Annotated in this window: 19 protein-coding genes; 2 read left to right on the top strand and 17 right to left on the bottom strand. The window is 58.8% G+C overall.

The annotated features are described in order from the left end of the window. Positions 1-63 precede the first annotated feature (63 nt). The 4 genes from egtD to HIJ39_RS08875 form a co-directional block, all read right to left on the bottom strand. Entirely contained in the window at positions 64-1002 is a 939-nt protein-coding gene (gene egtD / locus HIJ39_RS08890) for an L-histidine N(alpha)-methyltransferase (RefSeq protein ID WP_169098804.1), read from the bottom strand. Then, positions 995-2281 carry an ergothioneine biosynthesis protein EgtB gene (egtB, locus tag HIJ39_RS08885; RefSeq protein WP_169098802.1) on the bottom strand — a complete coding sequence of 429 codons (1287 nt, stop codon included), beginning with the start codon at positions 2279-2281 and terminating at the stop codon, positions 995-997. The genes egtD and egtB overlap by 8 nt, the downstream gene beginning before the upstream one ends. A gap of 245 nt (positions 2282-2526) precedes the next feature. Beyond that, the gene (locus tag HIJ39_RS08880; protein WP_169098800.1) at positions 2527-2778 is read right to left on the bottom strand and encodes a hypothetical protein; all 252 of its coding nucleotides are present in this window, start codon (positions 2776-2778) and stop codon (positions 2527-2529) included. 16 nt (positions 2779-2794) lie between these two features. Beyond that, complete coding sequence (locus HIJ39_RS08875; RefSeq protein WP_169098798.1) at positions 2795-4906, bottom strand: MMPL family transporter; 2112 nt, start codon at positions 4904-4906, stop codon at positions 2795-2797. Between the two features lie 121 nt (positions 4907-5027). On the opposite strand from HIJ39_RS08875, the gene HIJ39_RS08870 reads away from it, so the two are divergent. Then, positions 5028-6260 (top strand): metal-dependent hydrolase family protein, encoded by a 1233-nt coding sequence (locus tag HIJ39_RS08870; protein ID WP_169098796.1) that lies wholly within the window; start codon positions 5028-5030, stop codon positions 6258-6260. 2 nt (positions 6261-6262) lie between these two features. On the opposite strand, the gene HIJ39_RS08865 is transcribed toward HIJ39_RS08870, so the two are convergent. From HIJ39_RS08865 to HIJ39_RS08855, 3 genes are all read right to left on the bottom strand, one after another. Further along, on the bottom strand, positions 6263-6997 hold the full coding sequence (locus tag HIJ39_RS08865; protein ID WP_169098794.1) for an SGNH/GDSL hydrolase family protein: 735 nt from the start codon (positions 6995-6997) through the stop codon (positions 6263-6265). A gap of 59 nt (positions 6998-7056) precedes the next feature. After that, complete coding sequence (locus tag HIJ39_RS08860; RefSeq protein WP_169098792.1) at positions 7057-8181, bottom strand: acyltransferase; 1125 nt, start codon at positions 8179-8181, stop codon at positions 7057-7059. A gap of 107 nt (positions 8182-8288) precedes the next feature. Continuing rightward, complete coding sequence (locus tag HIJ39_RS08855; RefSeq protein ID WP_169098790.1) at positions 8289-9263, bottom strand: sulfotransferase; 975 nt, start codon at positions 9261-9263, stop codon at positions 8289-8291. A 670-nt stretch (positions 9264-9933) separates the two neighbouring features. Here HIJ39_RS08855 and HIJ39_RS08850 point away from each other — a divergent pair. Beyond that, entirely contained in the window at positions 9934-11226 is a 1293-nt protein-coding gene (locus tag HIJ39_RS08850) for an MFS transporter (RefSeq protein ID WP_169098788.1), read from the top strand. Here HIJ39_RS08850 and HIJ39_RS08845 read toward each other — a convergent pair. The 10 genes from HIJ39_RS08845 to HIJ39_RS08800 all read right to left on the bottom strand — a co-directional run bounded on the left by HIJ39_RS08845 (position 11216) and on the right by HIJ39_RS08800 (position 19270). Beyond that, positions 11216-11692 (bottom strand): YbaK/EbsC family protein, encoded by a 477-nt coding sequence (locus tag HIJ39_RS08845; protein ID WP_169098786.1) that lies wholly within the window; start codon positions 11690-11692, stop codon positions 11216-11218. The genes HIJ39_RS08850 and HIJ39_RS08845 overlap by 11 nt on opposite strands. A gap of 1 nt (position 11693) precedes the next feature. Next, entirely contained in the window at positions 11694-13073 is a 1380-nt protein-coding gene (locus HIJ39_RS08840; RefSeq protein WP_169098784.1) for an aldehyde dehydrogenase family protein, read from the bottom strand. A gap of 9 nt (positions 13074-13082) precedes the next feature. Beyond that, positions 13083-14081, bottom strand: coding sequence for an NADP-dependent oxidoreductase (locus tag HIJ39_RS08835; RefSeq protein ID WP_169098782.1), 999 nt, complete (start codon positions 14079-14081; stop codon positions 13083-13085). Between the two features lie 244 nt (positions 14082-14325). Further along, positions 14326-14955 carry a DUF47 family protein gene (locus tag HIJ39_RS08830; RefSeq protein WP_169098780.1) on the bottom strand — a complete coding sequence of 210 codons (630 nt, stop codon included), beginning with the start codon at positions 14953-14955 and terminating at the stop codon, positions 14326-14328. A gap of 28 nt (positions 14956-14983) precedes the next feature. Next, complete coding sequence (locus HIJ39_RS08825; protein WP_338055125.1) at positions 14984-15940, bottom strand: inorganic phosphate transporter; 957 nt, start codon at positions 15938-15940, stop codon at positions 14984-14986. A gap of 162 nt (positions 15941-16102) precedes the next feature. Further along, on the bottom strand, positions 16103-17350 hold the full coding sequence (rpsA, locus tag HIJ39_RS08820) for a 30S ribosomal protein S1 (protein WP_169098778.1): 1248 nt from the start codon (positions 17348-17350) through the stop codon (positions 16103-16105). A gap of 103 nt (positions 17351-17453) precedes the next feature. Then, entirely contained in the window at positions 17454-18038 is a 585-nt protein-coding gene (locus HIJ39_RS08815; RefSeq protein ID WP_169098776.1) for a lysophospholipid acyltransferase family protein, read from the bottom strand. After that, complete coding sequence (gene cmk / locus HIJ39_RS08810) at positions 18039-18725, bottom strand: (d)CMP kinase (protein ID WP_169098774.1); 687 nt, start codon at positions 18723-18725, stop codon at positions 18039-18041. After that, entirely contained in the window at positions 18718-19095 is a 378-nt protein-coding gene (aroH, locus tag HIJ39_RS08805) for a chorismate mutase (RefSeq protein WP_169098772.1), read from the bottom strand. The genes cmk and aroH overlap by 8 nt, the downstream gene beginning before the upstream one ends. Positions 19096-19117: 22 nt before the next feature. Further along, a complete protein-coding gene (locus HIJ39_RS08800; protein WP_169098826.1) occupies positions 19118-19270 on the bottom strand; it encodes a DUF2197 domain-containing protein in 153 nt (50 codons plus the stop codon). Between the last annotated feature and the right edge of the window lie 3 nt (positions 19271-19273).

Here is a 19273-nt window from a genome sequence, read left to right as displayed (position 1 = left end):
TGTTATTGCCTTAAGAAGCCCCATCAATGCCGGAGCCCTTCACGTGAGAGGATGCCTCCACCGTCACTCCACGCTTATGCCGTGAAGACTAAACCACTTCCGAGGATCCGTCCAGACGGCGTCAATCCGATATCCTGCCCTCCGACTCATTTGATGAAACTCCTCAATCGTGTACTTGTACGAGTTTTCGGTGTGAATACGGTCACCCGGACGAAACGAAATCTCATGTTCCCCAACCCGAATTCGCTCGGGCTCCGTCGCCACCAAGTACATTTCCACGCGACCGCGTTCGGCGTTATAGCCGGCCTGGTGATGCCAGCGCTCGGGGTGAAAGCCGGCTCCCAAGACGCGGTTTAAATGCACTAAGGCGTTGAGGTTAAAACGCGCTGTGATGCCAGCCGCGTCGTTATAGGCCCGATTAAGAATAGCCGGGTCCTTTTTTAAGTCGACGCCGATAAGAAAATGCTCGCCCGGTTTTAAGGACCGTCGAAGACGTCGGAGCCAGTTCTCGGCCTCGGCGGGTTCCATATTGCCGATGGTCGATCCAAAAAAGACCAAACAGCGCCCTTCCTCAGAAAGGGTCTCTGGCCAGGGCAGTCCATCGAAGAAGTCAGCCGCCACCGCCTCGACCGTTAACCCCGCATAAGCCTGGCGAATGCGATGAACCGCGGCCTCCAAACTTGCCGAAGAAATATCGGTCGGCACATAGGATCGGGGCCTCTCTAAATGCCGCAGCAGCATCACGGCCTTCTCGCCGTTTCCGGCCCCCAACTCCGCCACTTGCGCATCAGGTCCGATCCACCGCGCGATCGAGTCTCCCTGCGAGGCAAGAATTTCCTCTTCGGCGCGGGTCGGATAATACTCGGGTTGACGGGTGATGGCATCGAATAAGGCCGAACCTCGGGCATCATAAAACCATTTGGGATTGAGTCGTGGGGGGCGTTCGCAAAGTCCCTCATAAACCGCTTGCCATTGGCCTGACAACATGTCCGGCTTAGCCATGAGCATCCCTCGCCAACCGGATGCCGCTAAATTGCCATCGCGCCTGCGGCGGGAAGAAGTTGCGGTAGGTGGGACGGATGTGCTCATGGGGCGTGACGCAGGATCCGCCTCGAAGCACCTGCTGACTAGACATGAACTTGCCGTTATACTCCCCTAGTGCGCCACTTAGCGGCCGATACCCGGGATAGGGAGCATAGGCGCTTTCCGTCCATTGCCACACCTCACCATACATTTGGTGGAGGCCTACACTGTCTTCTCCCGACTCGACCGGCTGCGGCATCAATCGGCCACTCTCCAAGAAGGTTCCGCTAATTCCTGACACCGTGTCCGCTGCCGCTTCCCACTCTGCCTCGCGGGGAAGACGAGCGCTGGACCAGCGTGCGTAGGCATCCGCCTCATAATAGCTCACGTGGGCGACGGGCGCATCCCAGTCCACCGGGCGGGGCCCGCCCAGTGTGAAATGGTACCACTCGCCCTCTTCCTGATACCAGTACAACGGCGCCTGCCAACCGAATTCGTGCACCTGGCGCCATCCGTCAGACAGCCACAGTTCGGGGCGGCGATACCCGCCATCCTCCATGAACATCCAATACTCCGCATTGGTGACCAGGCGATCGAGCACTTCGAAAGGCTCGAGCCACACCTGGTGGCGCGGCCTCTCATTATCGAAACAGAAGCCATCCCCCGAAAACCCGATCGAGACTAATCCGCCGGGGAACGACAGCCACGCGGACGAAGGAGCTTGCCCACCGACGGCTTCCGGCAACGCACGATACCGCGGACGCAGCGGGTTGATGCTGAAATTATAGAGGATGTCCGTCATTAAGAGCTCTTGATGTTGCTGCTCGTGATTTAGGCCCAATACCATCACCGGATAGAGATCCGCAAACTGCTTTTCATTGATGGAGAGTAGAGTTTCTTTTAGGCGCTCATCGGTGGTCGCTCGGTATTGATAGATTTCTGATACGGTAGGTCGTGACAACAGCCCGCGTTGACTACGCGGCCAAAAGCGGCCCACGCTTTCATAATAGGAGTTGAAGAGGTAACGATATTGGGGGTTGAAGAGGGGAACGCCTAGCGGTTCTAAGATGAATGTCTCAAAGAACCATGTGGTGTGGGCTAAATGCCATTTTGGCGGACTGGCGTCCGGCATGGCCTGAAGTCCATAATCCTCATTGGCTAGTGGTGCGCACAAGGCCTCGGTCGTGGTCCGGACGGTCCGATATCGGTCTAGAAGCGTGCCTCGCTCACCCATCCCAGGAATCCTATCTTCCATCATGACGCTCCTTCACAAAAAGGTTTCAGTCACGGTGGTGCAGATGAATGCTGTCATTGTGCCACAAACCGTAAAATTTTTCCTCTATCGGGTTAACCTTTTAGACGGTGAAGGCTGTTTGTGGCCAAACGCGCAGACCCTTGGGGCAGGCGCGGTCCTCTGCCATGGACAATATCCCAGAGATTCAATCTCTCATAAGCCCCATTGCATCGACCATCACCGCCCGGCCTAGCGCCAAGGCGATAAGTTCATTCAGATAAAAATGAGGGGCGGCTAGTCCAATGACTCTGGGGAAACCGTTTAAGTTGCGCCCAGTGGATAAGAAAGCGCTCGCGACGCGGCCACGCCCGCCCCAAAGAGACCCTCGGCGGCCGCATCATCCGTTGAGAAAAGCCCCGGCATCCGGGCTTCGTGACCAGATCCAGAAACACCATTTTTTGCTGGCGCCGTGCCCCGTCCCGGTCGTCCCGCAAAGGCTGAATCCAGGCCATTGTGCTCACCGGGTCCCTCCTGTTGCTAAAGCATGTCCGCCGACGATTGCCGTGGACGCCACGGCCAGAATCCATATTTGCCGAAAAGAGCAGTGGCACTCGGCACCAATAAGGAACGCACCACCCAGGTATCCGCCAAAACGGCAAACGACAACCCAATTCCGAGCGTCTTCATAATTTGCAAGGGGCTAATGAGAAGCGCCAAGAACACCACCACCATAATCATGCCCGCTCCAGTAATCATGGCCCCGGTGGTCGCAACTCCCTGGCGGACCCCCTCCTGCATTGCCACCCCGGCGCGTACCCGCTCCTGAATGCGATGGAGCAGAATCACCTCGTAGTCCATCGACAAACCAAACAATAGGACGAAGATTAACGGAGTAATAGACGAGTCTAACGGTTGATTTTGGAACCCGAACCATTGTTGATGCGATACGAGCACCAAAAATCCTGCCGTGGCCATGGCCACCAACCCGTCAAACAACACCCCTAAGACGGCCTGCAACAGGGAGCCGGTGGCCGCCGTCAAAACCACCAACGCGACCACCAGCGCCGCCGCCACAATCCATGGCAGCCGTTGGCTGGTCAAGTCATTGAAGTCCCGGAGCACGGGCACCAGCCCGCCCGCGTAAGCGCGCGATCCACTGGGAAGCCAGTGTGGGAGATGATGGTCGATATCTCCGACCAGTTGACTGGTGCGCGCATCATTGGGCCCCGTTTTGGCGGTCACATAGACCGCAAATAAATGCGAGTTGCGGGGTGCGAGATAATTGGTTAGGGCCTCCGAGACGGGCTTTGGAGCCCGCGCTGGGTCGCTCGCCATAAGAGCCAGTTGGGCCGGTGAAAGGCCGAGGCCGGTGGCCGAGGACACCGAATGCACATTAGGCAAGGTCTTCAGATGGTTGGTCAACCGGCCGAGGGCGCTCCAGGCGGCTGGCGTATCCTTCGAATCCTTAAGCCTCACCATCACCGCGATGGGGGCAATGCTGCCAGGACCATTAACCCGCTGCTGCACCGCGACGGCCCGTCTAAGCGGGTTGGTTGGCGGAAGCATGGTGGCAAGATTTGCTGGCGTACTCATACGGATGGACGGCGCTAAGGTGGCCAGCGGCACCAATATGACCAGCCCAACCAGCATCGACCAAACAGGCCGCGTCGCCACGACCCGTGCGAGCCATGACCACAGGCCAAAATCGGGGCGCCGGACCCGGCCCCAATTCAGATGCCGCCCCAACACCCCCATCACAGCCGGAAGCAAACTATGGGTGGCCAGCAGCACCGCGAATAGAGCGACCGCTCCTCCCATCGCCAGGCCGCGCCAGTAGGCGTTGTTACCCAAGAGAAGCGTCGCCACGGCCAGCCCCACCGCAATCCCCGAGTAGAGCACCGAGCGCCCGGCGTGCGACATGCTGTCGGCGACCGCCTCCTCAATGCTCTGGCCGGCGTCGACGTTTTGCCGAAAGCGGGTGCTGATGAAAAGAGCGTAGTCAATCCCCACGCCGAGAGCCAAGAAGCTTACAATGTCGGTCAGAAATACCGACAAGGTCATATGGCGCGAGATGATGGCAATCGCCGCCAGCGCCAATTCAGAACCCGCTAGGGCAATGATGAACGGCAACGCAATGGACATCACCGAACCAAAGACCATCAACAACAGCGCCAATACGGGAAGAGCCACCAACCCGCTTTGCGTGAGCGTCTTCGAGACATCATGGGTGACCTTCTTGCCAATGGCGAGTTGTCCAACCTCGGTGACGGTAGCGTGCCGATTCCGTAGCTGGACTTCAAACCGCTTGCCGTGAGAGGCTGTCATGCTGGCTGGTGGTAAAAAGACCGTCTCCGAAGGCGTCAGCGCATGAAAGTCGCCGGCCGAGGCCCCATAGTGCGCCCCTAGCACTTCGGCTGTTTTTCGGCCCATTCCCTCAATCAATAAAGGTTTGGCGCTCGGCAGCGGATGGATCTCATTTACGGCGTTGGTAGCCCAAGCCACCTGGCTGTTCTTGCGGTCAAACCCGTTGGTGGTGAGATGTTTGGTCACTTGGGTTGCAAGGGGAACGGTGGCCAGCACCAAGACCGCCCACAAAACAATTACCACCCAGCGGTGGCGAACAACAAACTGGCTCCACTTGGCAATCATCATTAACCTCTTCGCGTCACGAAATGATCTCTTTGGACTATACCACATTTCCTGCCGCACCTTGGCAGGATCTCCGGGGCGGGCCGTGGAAATGCCTCCTATCTTTCATAAGGAGGTAGCTATGTCAGCAACATACCTGTACAACGGCACCCTAATTGACGGTACCGGCCACGCCCCCGTCCCGGATGCCGCGTTGTACATCGAAGATAATGTGATTCGAGCCGTGGGACCCCAATCCGCCGTCTTGCCCCCCTTGGGGAAAGAATGTCAGCGCATCGACCTTCACGGCGGAACCATTCTTCCGGGATTTATCGATTGTCATGTCCATTTGACCTTTCAATCGTTCGGTGACCAGGACCCCTATTTTGTTCCTTATACCTACCACGTGCTCAAGACCGCCCAATATGCGAGCGCGACCCTCGATGCCGGAATTACCTCAGTGCGCGACGCAGGAGGCGCCGACCGGGGCATACAGCGCGCGATCGACGAGGGACTTATCCGCGGCCCGCGAAGCCAAATCTCTGTGACCATGCTGTCCATCACAGGAGGTCATGGGGATGATTATTCGCCGCATCTGGGCCGGGCGCTAGAAAACCCCTTGCAGGTAAGCGGGGTGTGCGACGGGGCTGACGGTGTGCGCAAGAAAGTGCGGGAGGTCATTCGCGCGGGAGCGCAAGTGATTAAGGCAGCCACGTCAGGCGGCGTGCTCAGTCCCACGGACAACCCTGAGGACGCCCATTTTACGTTGGCCGAACTCGAAGCCCTGGTAGATGAGGCGCGTATGCACGGTAACATCAAGGCCATGGCGCATGCCCAAGCGGCCGAAGGCATTAAAAACGCGGTCCGGGCGGGCTTTCACTCCATCGAGCATGGCATCTACCTGGATAATGAGGCCATCGACTTGATGCTGGAACATGGTACCTATTTGGTCCCGACCCTCGTGGCTCCCTTAGCCGTGATTAAGGCCTTTGAAGCGGGACGGCGGGTGCCTTCGTATGCCGTGGAAAAATCCAAACGCGTCATGGATGCCCATCACGAGAGTATTGCCCGCGCCTATCGGGCTGGCGTTACCATTGCCATGGGCACCGACAGCGGCGTGGGCGCCCATGGCACCAATCTGGAAGAGTTGTATTGGCTCACCCAAATCGGCATGCGCCCTATGGAAGCGATTGTAGCGAGCACCAAGACCGCAGCTGAGTGTTTGGGATGGAGTGATCGCCTGGGGACGCTGGAGGCGGAAAAGCTCGCTGACCTGGTGGTTGTCCGCCAAAACCCGCTCGACAATATCAAGAGTCTGGCTGATCGGGAGAACATCGCCCTCGTCATGAAGGACGGCCAATTGATCGTGCATTAGGGTTAGCGCGCGCTCCGGGTCGATGGCGGGTAATAGGCCGGAATACCACCCTTCCACAAGCGATCCAGTTGCTTAAGCAAGAATTGACCGGCTAGGATGTGCCCCCGTGTGTTGGGATCCCACTTCCCGTCCATATACAGTTTAGGGCTTTGGTGGTGCGCTGCGATATAGCGCTCCATGGGCGCCATAACATTGGCGACGTACACATTTGGGTTGTGAAAATCTGTGGCCTCACGGATAATTTGGCTCCAGAGCCCCGCCTGACTGGCCCGATCAAAGGTTAGCGTCGCCAACGTGGCCGGGGGACTGACCACCAGAACCCGATGGTGGGTGTCCAGCGCCAACCGGATCTCGCGGTGAACCTGCTGCAAGATGGCTTTCCGCGGGGTTTTCAGGCGAATATCGTTCAGAAGTCCCCACGCGATGACAACCACCCCGCCGCGGGTGGTTGTCATCCATCGGGGGAATTGGGCCTTGATGGCACCATCCGTCACCGGGGCCCCCGGGATCGCCCGATTCTCCAGTTTGAACCCGACATGCGCCTGCCCCGCATATTGAGCCAGCGCCCGGTCGATATAACTTTCCCCGGTCCGATCATGCCACCCCTTGGCCGCCGACCCACCAATAATAACGGTGGGCACTGGGGGAACCTGTACATTCCATGGAATGGCAACAGCAGCACTAGCTGCAACAACCCCGAGAGAGGCGGCCCAAGCTCGCCCCACCGATCGACGCATAGCATCCCCCCGGCATGTCCTTGTCGTCACACAGAAATGGCCCTTTGGCTCGTGCGCTTCTATGATGCCGCCATGTGATCAGACACGGAGGACGAAGCGGCCACCTTTGTCGCCCGGATGCGCCGCTTGGTGCCGACAACATATTCGGAAAATGGCAACAGGCGAATCGTAACAACGACCACGATGCTGAGGCCCACCCCCAACACCAGGGCGATGGCCGTGTTGAGAACCGGGTTCACCGACCATCCCATCCGGCTGGCCAGATTGAGCCACCCGTGAACAAATAGCGGGTGCACCAAATAAATGCCAAAGGAGGCGTCGGCAACTAGGCCCACAATCCACGCCAACTGCGGTCGCTGCACACGTGCCTCTTCAAACCAGGTGCCAGTGGCCAAAAGAACCATGGTGACGCCCAAACAGTAGACGGCGCTCATGGGCTGAAACTCGCTGGTCGCTACGCCCAGTCCGCCGATCCAATGGAGGTTGGTGAAAAACATGAGGATGACGGCCGCCCATAGCGGGATCATCCAGACGGCGAGCCAGCGGCGCCGGGGACGAAGCCAGGCGCGAACCGCCTCCCACGCATAGCCGAGCGTTCCACCTAGAACAAAGTATCCCACGTAGGTAATGACCAAAAGGGCAGGCGCCCAGCCAGACTGGTGCAGGTAGCCGGCCATCGTCCAGGAACCGGCCTCCCAGATCACGCTGGCGGCCGCCAGCCATGCCAAGCGGCGCTTCAACGCGCCGAGTCCCCAGATTAACACCGGGGCCAAAAGATACATCTGGAAGGTAATGATAAGGTAGTACAAGTGCCCATTGCCGGTAAATAGCACCCGGCTGTACTGATGCCAGAATCCTGCGGCTGGCCACACGGGGACGCTTAACGATAAGAACACCGCCAGCCATATGAGATATGGCGCGACGGCGCTCTTGGCCCGCCGTTGGAAAAAGAGCATCCATCGCGGGGTCCGGCTCCGATACTGATAGGCCACAATGAACCCCGTCACCACCATAAAACTCACCCGTCCAAACTGAAACAACACCTGCACGAGACTTCCCGTGTCAGGGCGCGACGGGACAAGACCAAATCGAACCGCGTGCACTGCAACCACCGCTACGATAGTGAGCGCACGAACCCAATCCAAGCTGTAGACATATGTCGGCTTTCCATCGGCATGCCCCATTTCATCCCTCCTATTACGGCCCCATTGTACGGAGCGAGCCTGAGCGCTTGCTGAAGTTATCGTCAACTTCAGCAAGTCTTTAGGCCCCAAAAAATGGTCGCACGCGTTCATTTAAGGGATATGCGCTGCCCCATCCATGGCTCGCGGCCATGCTTCACCCGCCAGTTCGTGCGCATCCACCAGATCACCGAACGCCATTCGAGACCGGGGAAAATGGGCCCTGGCATGGTTGGCGCTGGATCAGGCGCGTCGTAGTGCAGCTTTCGAAGATACTTCCCGCAAATCTTCGAGAAGAGCGCTACCTCCGCGGCAGGCATGCGCTGCCGCCACTTGTTGCGGTTGTTCGGGTCGATGGTACGCGCCGCCCCGAGCTTCCAAGGCTCCCGATTGGGGTCGAATAGCAGTTCCTGCCCGTAGCGGTTCAGCATTTCGGGCTCAAACGGAAGTTCCAGCTTTTCGCACAGGTATCTTAGCGTTGCTTCAGGATCGGCAATCAAATCCTCGTAGCGGATCTGGACGAACTCAAACCCATACTTGAGGCAGTAGGCGCGCGCTAAACTTTGATACCCGCGCCATTGCAAGGCATGGTTCAGAGAATTGCCCCGACTCCAGGGCAGTTTCTCCAGCGATAGATGGACGTCCCGCGGATCGCGCACAATGACAACAACACGTGACGCCGGAAACACCTGTTTTATCACCGGGACATACATGAAGTGATCCGGGGTTTTTTCGCCCCACACCGCCTTCTGTCGGCGTCGTGCGTACAACGAGAGCATCTCCGAAAGCATGTCGGCGTGCGTCAGGATGCCTTGCTGCCACTTTTCGTGAAAGCGTGCGATAAGGTCCTCCTCAGGAAGTTCCATGAGCTTTACGGACGGCTTAGAAAAAAATGACTGCAGCACTTCTTCCACGAAAGGCCAGTTTTGAAGCCCACCTCTTCGCGCCAAGGGCTTCCAGACTCGATTAAAATAGTCCGTCTCCGGCGTGATCGCCACCTGGCTATGGGCATTCAGCAAGGAGGCCAGCAACGTCGTTCCCGAACGCGGCATGCCGGTCACAAAAATCGGCGAATGGTTATCCACTGAGGTCCTCCTCCGTCACCGTGATGAACTTTAGGGAATTCGGACACTCTTCTAATCGTATATCATTAGCGGCCTTGGCTTTTGGCTCTGCGAGAGACTTTAGCGGAACTTCAGTTTGAAGGATGGGGGCACAACCCATTCGAAGCCGGGGACCCTGTGCGAGAGTGGGCAGCATTTTGCATAGTAAGGCTTGGGAACATGCCGGCGTGATAGTCGATGCGGTACCGCGTGCCTAGCTTTCCTCGCAAATATACAAGCTCCGCACCGAAGCGCAATAGTCGGTCTTTGTGGGTAACGACGAGCCGACCGATGCAGTCGGCAAGAATGTCATTGAGAAGTTTTCTGGAGCCCTCTTGGTGATCGTGCATCGCCGAACCCGAGGTCGGCGACAACCTAGAGCTCCAACGCCCACGTTTGCTGGTCCGGATCATCTTTCTGGTCGGGGCGCGATACGCGGGCATAGGTAGCAGGTTGTTTCCACGATCAAACGGTTCGGGTCTTAGCCGCGCCAAGTCATCACGCCGATCCCCCGCCGTGCGCTCAACGGGCACCCGCTTGCCTCGATACTCTCACTGCACTTATGTCACCGGAATCACAGCCAAAAAGTCCCCTTGATGCAGATTCTGAACCAGTCGTCCTAGGCGCCGCTGATCTGCTATGATAGGACGGTATGAGTACACTGTCCGATCCCCCAAGGACCTCGCTCCTCCGAGACCGCGATGTAAAACGCTATTTGGCTGGCCAGTTGAGCGCAGAAGTCGGCTCGCGCATTAGCCGCGAAGGACTTCCTATTGTCGCCATTGTCAGCGTTGGGGCGGGCGCACCTGCGCTTGCCTTGCTGGCCGCCTTGGCCACCCTGCCCTCGCTTTTAGCTGGCAATGTTGTGGGCCAGGCGGTGGACCGCACGCGGCGGCGTCCCCTGTTGATTGGCGCCAATGTGGCGCGCGCCTTGATTCTTTTCGCGATTCCAGTTCTCTACCTCACCCACCACCTCACCATGGCCGGGATTGCGGCGGTCACTGTGCTGGCGGCGTTGGCCGCGCTGGTGGTGCGGGTGGCGCGCCACGCCTATTTACCCACACTGGTGGGCCGACATCGTTTGGAAGAAGGCAACGAGTGGGTGGGGACGGCCGAATCGATTGGTGAGACGGCGGGACCCGGCCTGATGGGGCTTCTCATCCAAGCGGTAGGGGCTCCCTTGGCGATGGCTTTTGATGCGCTCTCCAACCTTATCGCGGCCGCCTCCTTGGTAAGCCTGTCCCGCCCGGAGCCCAACGTAGCGTCGGCGCCGCCCTCGGGCGCCGGAACCGGAATCCAAATCGGGCATGTTTGGTCGCGGGTGCTCCGCCATCCCATCTTGGGGCCGCTTTTCTTAAACGCAGGGGTGGGCGCTTTGGCGGGCGGGTTTTTCTCCACCCTATATGAGCTCTATGTGCTGAAAACCCTCCACCTCTCCCCGTTTCTCCTTGGCCTCTTAATTACGTCCGGAGGACTGGGGAGCTTAATCGGCACCCGGCTCTTTCGCCGTCTGCGCCGACGCCTCAATTTGGGCCGTCTGATGGCCGCGGCCTATTTTATCTTCGCACTCCTCAATCTGGCCGTGCCAGCGGCCCACGGCACTCTCTGGGTGAAGTTTTTGCTACTCTTCATCGCGCAATTCGGGGGTGATTTATGGGCGACGATTTTTGAGATTGGGGCGGCCACGGTGGAACAACACGTCACCCCGGACCACTGGCTTGGGCGGGTGCATGGCACCTTCCGGGCGTTGTCCGGGGGCGTGGAAGTGGTGGGCGCTTTGGCCGCCGCGCCGCTCGCGCTCTGGCTTGGGGTACGTGGCGCTTTTTGGTTGGCTGCCCTGGGGCTGATGGCGTCTGGACTCTTGTTAATGGTGGGCCGCATGCTGCGTTATGAGCCAGCGGAGGAGCCGTTTTGGCCGGCCTTTGATCAGCCTGCTAATGGCTGATATTGGCCACTTGCTGACCTCCGGTCATGGCTTGGAGTTCTTCTGGGCGCACGTCAAAGACCGCATTGGGGGCGCCAGCCGCGGCATAGACGCTGTCAAATTCCCACAAGCTCGGATCCAACACAATCACCGTCTCGGCGCGATGACCCAACGGCGATACCCCGCCCACCGAATACCCGGTGCGCTCGCGCACCCAGTCCGGCTGACAGCGCTCAATCGGCTCTTCCAGCCAATCCGCGAGGACTTTTTCATCAATGCGGCGATCACCCCGGGCAATCACCACCACCGGGCGATCGCTCCGCGCCGCGCGAAACACCACGGATTTGGCAATCTGGCCGGGATCTACGCCAAGCGCATCCGCGGCCTCGCGGGCGGTGTGGGTGCTCCCTTCCTCAAACACGCGGATGCGGCCTCCCAGGCCATGTTGGGCCAACACGGTGCGCACCCGGTCCAATCCCTGACTCATGCTACAACTCCCTTCGGGTAAAGATGCGCCACTCCTGTTCGCTGCCCTCTCGCTCCCCGTCCCCGACTGCTTGCCACGGGCGGAACCGGTCAAGATGCGCACGGCCCAAGGAAGCGTCCGACGCCAACAGGCGGGCGGCGGGAACGGAGGTCAGATGACGATTCAAGGTAACCAGCGGCGCCGGCACGGCGGAGGCGATGGCGCCCAGCCGCTTACCGTCACGAGTCCACACAGATACGGCGGCGGGCGTTTCCAACTGGCCAAGAAGGCCCAGCGCCTGATCAAGGCCAGAAAAGGACATCACCGTGACCACCGGTCCAAACACGCCCCGCTCCACAATAGGCCAACTGATGTCGGTGTGAAACAGTACCGTGGGCGGGTAGTAATAGCCTTGGGGGAATTGCCGGCGCGAATACCGTTGTCCTCCGAGCGCCGTCTGAGCCCCCATCTCGACGCATTCCATCACCTGCTGGACCAACTCTTCCCGGTGGCGGCGGGAGGCAAGCGGGCCGATCTCAGCCTCAGCCGATGTCGGCGCACCGACCAGCAACTGGTCGGCCAATCCCACCAGTTGATCCATGAAGGGCCCAAACAGGGCGTCCTCCACGAAAATGCGCGATGCGCCCAAGAGGTCTTGTCCCCCATTGACAAAAGCGGCGTTTATCGCCCCCTCCACGGCGGCGTCGCAGTCCGCATCAGCAAACACCAGCATGGCTCCTTTGCCGAAGGCGCGGGGACCAGCGGGATAAACTACCAGATCCGCCGAGACATGCTCCGAGAGACGGGCCATAACCACCGAGTCCGGTCCACTCAGCAGGTTTAGAGCCCCCCCTGGGATTCCAGCAAGACTGGCCACCGCGGCCAGACGCAGCGGTGTCAGCGGCGCGTGCGAGGCCGGCTTCAACACCACCGCCGATCCGGCAGCCAGTGCTGGCGCGGCGTAATAGATCGCCTCCAAGAACGGATAGCGGCCCGGAAGCGCCGCCGCTGCCACCTCCCGGGGACGGCGGCGCAAGAGGCCGGGCGAGACCTCCGGCTGGACGGCGCTCGCGCACTGCTGCAAGAGGCGAATGCCAGCGGCGATGCTCTGGCGCGCTAGACTGATAGGCTGCCCCGTTTGCCGGCATTCCAGCTGGGCCAGGTCCTCGGCTTGAGAAGCCAGGTGTTCAACCCAGCGCATGAGAAGAGCATGGCGTTCCTTCACGTCCCGGGCCCGCCAATCACGGCCGGCCCGCCGCGCAATGGCGATGGCGCGGTCGACATCGGCCGCTGTCAAGTCTGCCACCTCCGCCTCCACCTCTTCGGTAGCGGGATTCACGATCGGGCTCCAAAAATTGCCGGAGACGCCGCTGCCCTCAATCCAAGCTCCCCATCGTTCCATACGCGCCCCCTAATTCGTTTTGACGATAGCTTTGCCGCGGTTGGCGCCGTGAAAAAGCCCCACTAAGGCGGGAATCAATTGATCAAAACCATCGCTGATAGATTCTTCCACCCGCAGCCGCCCTTGCCGGTACCAGTTGTGCAGTTGCGTCAGTGCTGCCGGGAAGTCCGCTTGGTGCTCGCCCACGATGAAGGCTTCAGCCCGGGCTCGGCTCACCAACAAGTCGGCGAACAGCGGCCGCTTTGGCCACGACGCCGGATCCCCGTTATAGGTGGCGATTTGGCCGCAGATGGCAATGCGCGCATGGGGGTTCAACAGCGCCATCACCGCGTCGGTGACCGGCCCCCCAACATTGTCGAAGTAAATGTCGACGCCATTCGGGAGCGCCTTTTTGAGCTCCTCCGGGAACTCCGCGTGCCGGTAGTTGACAGCGCCCTCAAATCCCAGCTTTAGAAGCGATTGGCACTTCTCGTCACTGCCGGCAATGCCCACCGGGTGGAGCCCTAAAATTTTGCCAATCTGGCCTACCAGACTGCCCACAGCCCCGGCGGCCGCCGATACCGCCAAGTGCTGGCCGGGCTTGGGCTGTCCAAATTTGGTGAGGCCTATGTACGCGGTCAGGCCTGGCATGCCCAGCACATGCAAGGCCGCTGTCGGCGGAACGCTCGGGTCTAGCTTTTTCAACTTGGCGCGGGCTATACGAGCTTGCTCCGCCCAGGGCCACACGCCGCTGACCCGATCGCCCGCCTTGAGATCGGTGTCGCCTCCATCCACCACCTCGCCAATCATAGCGCCCTGCATAGGCGTATTGAGGGGGAAGGGGTCGGTATAAGACTTGCCGAGCGACATGCGCCCTCGCATGTAAGGATCCACCGAGGCATACAGGCTCTTCACAATCACCTGCTCCTCTTCGGGTGTCGGAAACGCTTCCTCGCGAATCTCAAAACAGGACTCTGAGATCATTCCTTCTGGCCGCTTGACGAAGTAGACGACGCGGTTGACTGCCATTCTGATCACCTCTTTGGCTACTTCGGGACCCAAAAAGAAATTCCCTGCTTGAAATTGCGTCATTAGAAAGGGTGGCACAGGCGCGGGAAGAATATGAGCGAGCCACCGGAATCTGGTGAAGCCCTCGCCGACGGCACAGGTCCACCCTGTCCGCCACCTCTGTTTAACCTCCGGTCTCGTCACGGGCTTGCCGCATGAAACAAAAAGCCTCGGCAGCCAGCCGAGGTGTGGACGCATCCCTATATTAGAGATTTTGCTTGACGACGATGGAGTTAATGACATTGGCCGCCAAATCAACCCGGTCGGCGGCATTGGAAAGATGCCGATAGACTTCCCGCATTTTAATGAGATAATGGACCGGCGTTTCCGGCGAAAAGTGCGCGATCGCCTTTCGATACAGCCCTTCCATCTTGTTTTCCAGAGACTTTGCCACCATCGCGGCGCGATTGGCGGCCTGGCCATCTTGAGTCAACATGGCCACCGCTTCCGCGAGCGCCTGCACAGCATCGTGCAAGGTCCGCACCATGTCGCGGATGAACTGATCGGTCTCAACTTGATAGAGGCGGATTTCCTTAATGGTGTTTTCCGCATAATCGGCAATGTCGTCAATGGCGCGCGACAGTTCGTTGATGTCCTCGCGGTCAAAAGGCGTGACAAACGTTTGGCTCAAGCGGTCCATGAGTTCTTGCCGTGCAGCGTCCGCCTGATGCTCCAACTCGCCAGCGGTCGCGGCGATAGACTCCTTGTCCTCAAAATTGTCCGCCTTGATATAGTCCAACACTGCCTCCACCACTAACAGCGTCTCCTCCAACTGGCGTGAGAGCAATTGGGGAAAGCTGTCGCCAGTGCCGGTTAGTAAGTCGCGCCACCGCACGTCTCATGCCTCCTATCAGCCTTCTTCATTACAGTCCTACGACTCGTACCAGCCCCATCATGACCATGCCCATCACGACCGCAAGCGGCAATGTCAGCGCCCACACCCGGAAGAACTTTCCCACCGTATGCCACCGCACATGATAGGGTTTGAGAGCGGTGCCGGTCCCAAACAAACTGCCGTCGGTCGTCTGCGTGGTGCTCACCGGCAGTCCCAGCAGCGCGGCCGCACCGACCGTGAGCGCCGCGCCCAGTTGCGTGCTAACGGCCGACATGTCCACCAACTTAAACACGTGACCACTAACTGTACGGGCAATGCGAAGACCCCCAACAAAAAGTCCGCCCGTCCAAAATAGCCAAGGCAACACAATAGCCAAAAGGGACACCTGATATCGGACGTGGTGGCCGACGAGCATCAACAGCACCGCCATCAGGCCAATAGCTTTCTCTTGGTCATTGGCCCCATAGGCGAGTCCCTGGAACACAATGGTTGCCATCTGCGCGCGCCCGCCTGCAAACCCAATCTGGGGATATCGGCGCATGAGCATCCAGAGAAAGGATGATAGCAGGAACGCGACAAAAAACCCCACCAGGACGGAACCCACCAGTCCGATAGCGACCTTCAATACCCCCGGCCATTGAATGAGGCCTAAATGCCCATCAGCTATCACTGCTCCCACCATGCCCCCAGCGAGCGCCATGGTCGTGCTGGTAGGGATGGACAGCCGCCAGGTGACCAACAAGGTGACCACCGCCGCCAATAAAGAAACAGCCAGAACCTGGTGGCCCGCCGCTTGGAAATTGACAATTTCTACCGCGATGGTATGCGACACCCGGGTCCCGAATAAGAGCGGGCCGACAAGCACGCTTCCTAAAAGCAACGTCATTGACACTAGCGGTCGCACGCTATTGGACGTCAAGTAGGTTCCGATAAGATTGCCCCCGTCGTTCACCCCGGAAATTCCGGCGAACGCTGCAATGAGCACGAAGATAATTCCGGCGACGACGGTCAGTCACTTTCACCCCTTAATCGAATCATAACCTTTCCTTAACACAATCTTAACACAATCGGATTGATCGTATTCATATTCCGTCCGAAATTATGCGTGACAGAAAGAAAAAAGATCCCCGCAGGGATCTCTTTGGGTCTACTGCTGGTCTGGCTCCTGATCCTCGCCTAACTCGTCGTCCCAGTCCCCGGCGTGATAGGCGGCCATTCGGCGTGGTGAGTCCGGCTCCTCGGGTGCCTCCGGTTCCGGCTCAACCACCGCATCTAAGCCCCCTTCAGCATCCGCCTCCCGTTTCGACAGCGAGATGCGCTTGCGCTCCGGATCGACCTGCAGCACTTTGACTGCAATTTCATCCCCAATCTGCACCACTTCAGAGGGATTCGTGACCCGGTAATCGGCCAGCTGCGAGATGTGCACTAGCCCGTCAACTCCTGGCTCCAACTGCACAAACACACCAAAGGTCGCCAATCGGACCACCTGGCCACGGTAGATGTTCCCTACTAAATAGTGCTCAGCCACCTTGTCCCAAGGACTTCCCTCAACTTGGCGGAGTCCGAGCGAAATCTTGCCCTTTTCCGGGTTGAGCCGAATCACCTTGACGCGGATAGGCTGACCCACTTCTAATATTTCGGAGGGATGGTTAATGCGCGTCCACGACATCTCACTGATGTGCAGGAGCCCATCCACACCGCCCAAATCGATAAAGGCGCCAAAATCGGTAATGCTTTTAACGGTTCCGTCCCAAATCTGGCCTTCCTCAATTTTGGACCAAATCTCTTCCTGTTTGGCTTTAGTTTCCTCGGCCAAGACGTCCTTGCGGGACAAGATGGCACGCCGCTTATGGCGGTCAATCTCCACTACCCGAACACGCACCGGCTGCCCCAAGAACGGTTCCAGATCATGCACGAACCCGGGGGCAATGAGTGACGCGGGAACAAAACCGCGAAGACCCACATCCACCACCAAGCCGCCCTTGACCACTTCCACAACTGGGGCTTCCAGGACCTCGTTGTTCTTCTGGGCCTCCTCCAACCGCTCCCAGGCCACCTCTTCATCGGCCCGGCGCTTGGATAGCTTCAAGGCGCCCTCCTCACCCTCGTGGCCCAAAACGTAGACGGAAATGACGTCACCCAACTGCACTACATCTTCAGCCCGCTCCACGCGCCGATGGCTGAGATCGCGCAGATGGATGATGCCCTCGGACTTTGCCCCGACGTCCACGAGCACCCCATCCTGTGAGATGTGCACCACCTTGCCTTGGAGGATATCGCCGGGGCGCGCGTCGCCTGCGGGCCCATATGCCAGCGAATCTTCCATGTTCAGGGCTTCCTCCATCTCATTGCGGGCGCCGTTCGAAGCTCCTTCCTGTTCCTTACGCTCATCCATCAGTGCCGACCTCCCAAGTTCCATTCCCAAACAGCCAGGGAAGGCTATTCTCTCACATCTTACAACGGATTGAAGGAATATCCAACCATTTCACCCAAAAAGCTCAACGGCGTCCCATCGATTCGCCTTCTTGCACGAGGTCCCGAATTTTCTCCATCACAAGTGTCTGGGCTTCCCGTCTCGACATCTGCGGATCGATGGTAAAAGGTTCCCCAACTACGTAACGAATAGTGCGGCGAAATCGATACTCGCCGCTAATACCAATCGGAATTAATTGACACGCCGTCTTTTGTGCCAGGTATACCACACCCGAGCGCGCCTCCTGTAAATCCCCGGTCTCCGTGCGGTGGCCCTCCGGAAACAGCAGAATCACCTCGCCCCGCCGGAGAATATCCAGCGAGTGGCGAATCGCCTGGCGGTCGGGCCGACCTCGGCGCACCGGGTAGGCTTGAACGTACTTAAAGACAAGAGGCAGAAGAGGATAGGAAAAGAGCTCGACTTTGGTCATAAAATGCACCGGCCGAGGCATTAAGGCGCCCACCATGGGCGGGTCGAAGCCGCTTCGATGATTGGCGATCACAATAAGCGGTCCCTCTCGCGGAACCCTTTCCAAGCCATACACTCGCACGCGGAAATAGAGCGACAAGACTACGCGTACAGCCCAATATAAAGCCCAATATACGACCATTTATCCCAGCCGATGGCGGCAAATTGCCAACATGCGCGCCACGACCTCATTAACCTCCATGTGGGTAGTGTCGATCAAGACCGCGTCCTCCGCCATAGCGAGCGGCGCGTAGGGCCGACTGGAATCCAGCAAATCCCGGTGCTGGATTTCCTCCCGAATGCGTTCTAGGGAGACGTCATACCCTAGCCGCGTCAACTCTTGACAACGCCGCTCCGACCGCGCTTCCAACGACGCGGTCAGAAAGAATTTCACCTCCGCATCGGGAAGCACAAAGGTTCCAATATCCCGACCATCCATAACCACCGCTCCCTGCCGGGCCATATCCCGTTGCCGAGACACCATTTCGCTGCGAACCGAGGCGAATCCTGCCACCAGCGCCACACTCGCGTTGACCTCCGGCGAGCGCAGGTGATCCGTCACATCGGCACCATCGACAATCACCCGGACCCGCCCCTCGGGCGCAGGATAGAGATCAATGGTTGTGTCAGACAGCAGTGAAGCGAGTGCCGCCTCGTCCCGCAAATCCACGCCCTCATGCAACGCCTTCAGGGCCAGGGCCCGATACATGGCCCCGGTGTCGAGATATAAAAACCCCAACTCGGCGGCTAATCGACGAGCCACCGTGCTCTTGCCAGCGCCCGCCGGCCCATCCACAGCAATGACGCCGGCGCCGGTCTCTTTAGTCACGGGCTCCCACGTCTGCCTTCAAATCTTCTCGCAAAACCACGGCTCCGCGAAGATACACGTGTTGAACTTCTCGCTGTCCAAGGGGCGTTTCCGCGTGCATCAACACCCGCACGGCCTTTTTGAGCCCATGCGGCACGTCCAATTCGCGCATACAAATAACAGGCACATATTGCCAACCAATCCGACGAGCCGCTTCCGCCGGAAACGTGGCCCGCAAGTCCGGGGAAAGGGTAAAGCAAATGCTGGCCATGTTTTCAGGATCCAAGCGATTTACCCGCGCCATTTCCTTAAGCAATTCCCCGGTACGGGTCAATATTTCATCCGCATCATCCTGGTCCACCGTGGTCGCGCCGCGAATTCCCCGAATCACCCGAATCGATCCCCCTTTTAGCCTATTGCTGCTCCTTTTGCGCATCAAAACGAATCTTTTCTTGGCAGGCACTGCAAATATATGCGGGATCGTCCGACGACTTGAGCCGCTCGTACTCCTCCGACCATACAGGCACCTCCACCGCTTGCCCACAAATTCGGCACTTGAGTTCCATCAC

Source organism: Sulfobacillus harzensis (assembly GCF_012933365.1).
Classification (GTDB): domain Bacteria; phylum Bacillota; class Sulfobacillia; order Sulfobacillales; family Sulfobacillaceae; genus Sulfobacillus_B; species Sulfobacillus_B harzensis.
The sequence above is the reverse complement of the archived record's forward strand: the minus strand, read 5'-3'. Positions and strand labels throughout refer to the sequence as shown.

Excerpts from the sequence above, each read along its gene's own strand:
- egtD (WP_169098804.1), bottom strand. The coding sequence starts at position 1,002 with ATGGCTAAGCCGGACATGTTGTCAGGCCAATGGCAAGCGGTTTATGAG.
- egtB (WP_169098802.1), bottom strand. The coding sequence starts at position 2,281 with ATGATGGAAGATAGGATTCCTGGGATGGGTGAGCGAGGCACGCTTCTA.
- HIJ39_RS08875 (WP_169098798.1), bottom strand. The coding sequence starts at position 4,906 with ATGATTGCCAAGTGGAGCCAGTTTGTTGTTCGCCACCGCTGGGTGGTA.
- HIJ39_RS08870 (WP_169098796.1), top strand. The coding sequence starts at position 5,028 with ATGTCAGCAACATACCTGTACAACGGCACCCTAATTGACGGTACCGGC.
- HIJ39_RS08865 (WP_169098794.1), bottom strand. The coding sequence starts at position 6,997 with ATGCGTCGATCGGTGGGGCGAGCTTGGGCCGCCTCTCTCGGGGTTGTT.
- HIJ39_RS08860 (WP_169098792.1), bottom strand. The coding sequence starts at position 8,181 with ATGGGGCATGCCGATGGAAAGCCGACATATGTCTACAGCTTGGATTGG.
- HIJ39_RS08850 (WP_169098788.1), top strand. The coding sequence starts at position 9,934 with ATGAGTACACTGTCCGATCCCCCAAGGACCTCGCTCCTCCGAGACCGC.
- HIJ39_RS08845 (WP_169098786.1), bottom strand. The coding sequence starts at position 11,692 with ATGAGTCAGGGATTGGACCGGGTGCGCACCGTGTTGGCCCAACATGGC.
- HIJ39_RS08840 (WP_169098784.1), bottom strand. The coding sequence starts at position 13,073 with ATGGAACGATGGGGAGCTTGGATTGAGGGCAGCGGCGTCTCCGGCAAT.
- HIJ39_RS08835 (WP_169098782.1), bottom strand. The coding sequence starts at position 14,081 with ATGGCAGTCAACCGCGTCGTCTACTTCGTCAAGCGGCCAGAAGGAATG.
- rpsA (WP_169098778.1), bottom strand. The coding sequence starts at position 17,350 with ATGGATGAGCGTAAGGAACAGGAAGGAGCTTCGAACGGCGCCCGCAAT.
- HIJ39_RS08815 (WP_169098776.1), bottom strand. The coding sequence starts at position 18,038 with ATGGTCGTATATTGGGCTTTATATTGGGCTGTACGCGTAGTCTTGTCG.
- HIJ39_RS08800 (WP_169098826.1), bottom strand. The coding sequence starts at position 19,270 with ATGGAACTCAAGTGCCGAATTTGTGGGCAAGCGGTGGAGGTGCCTGTA.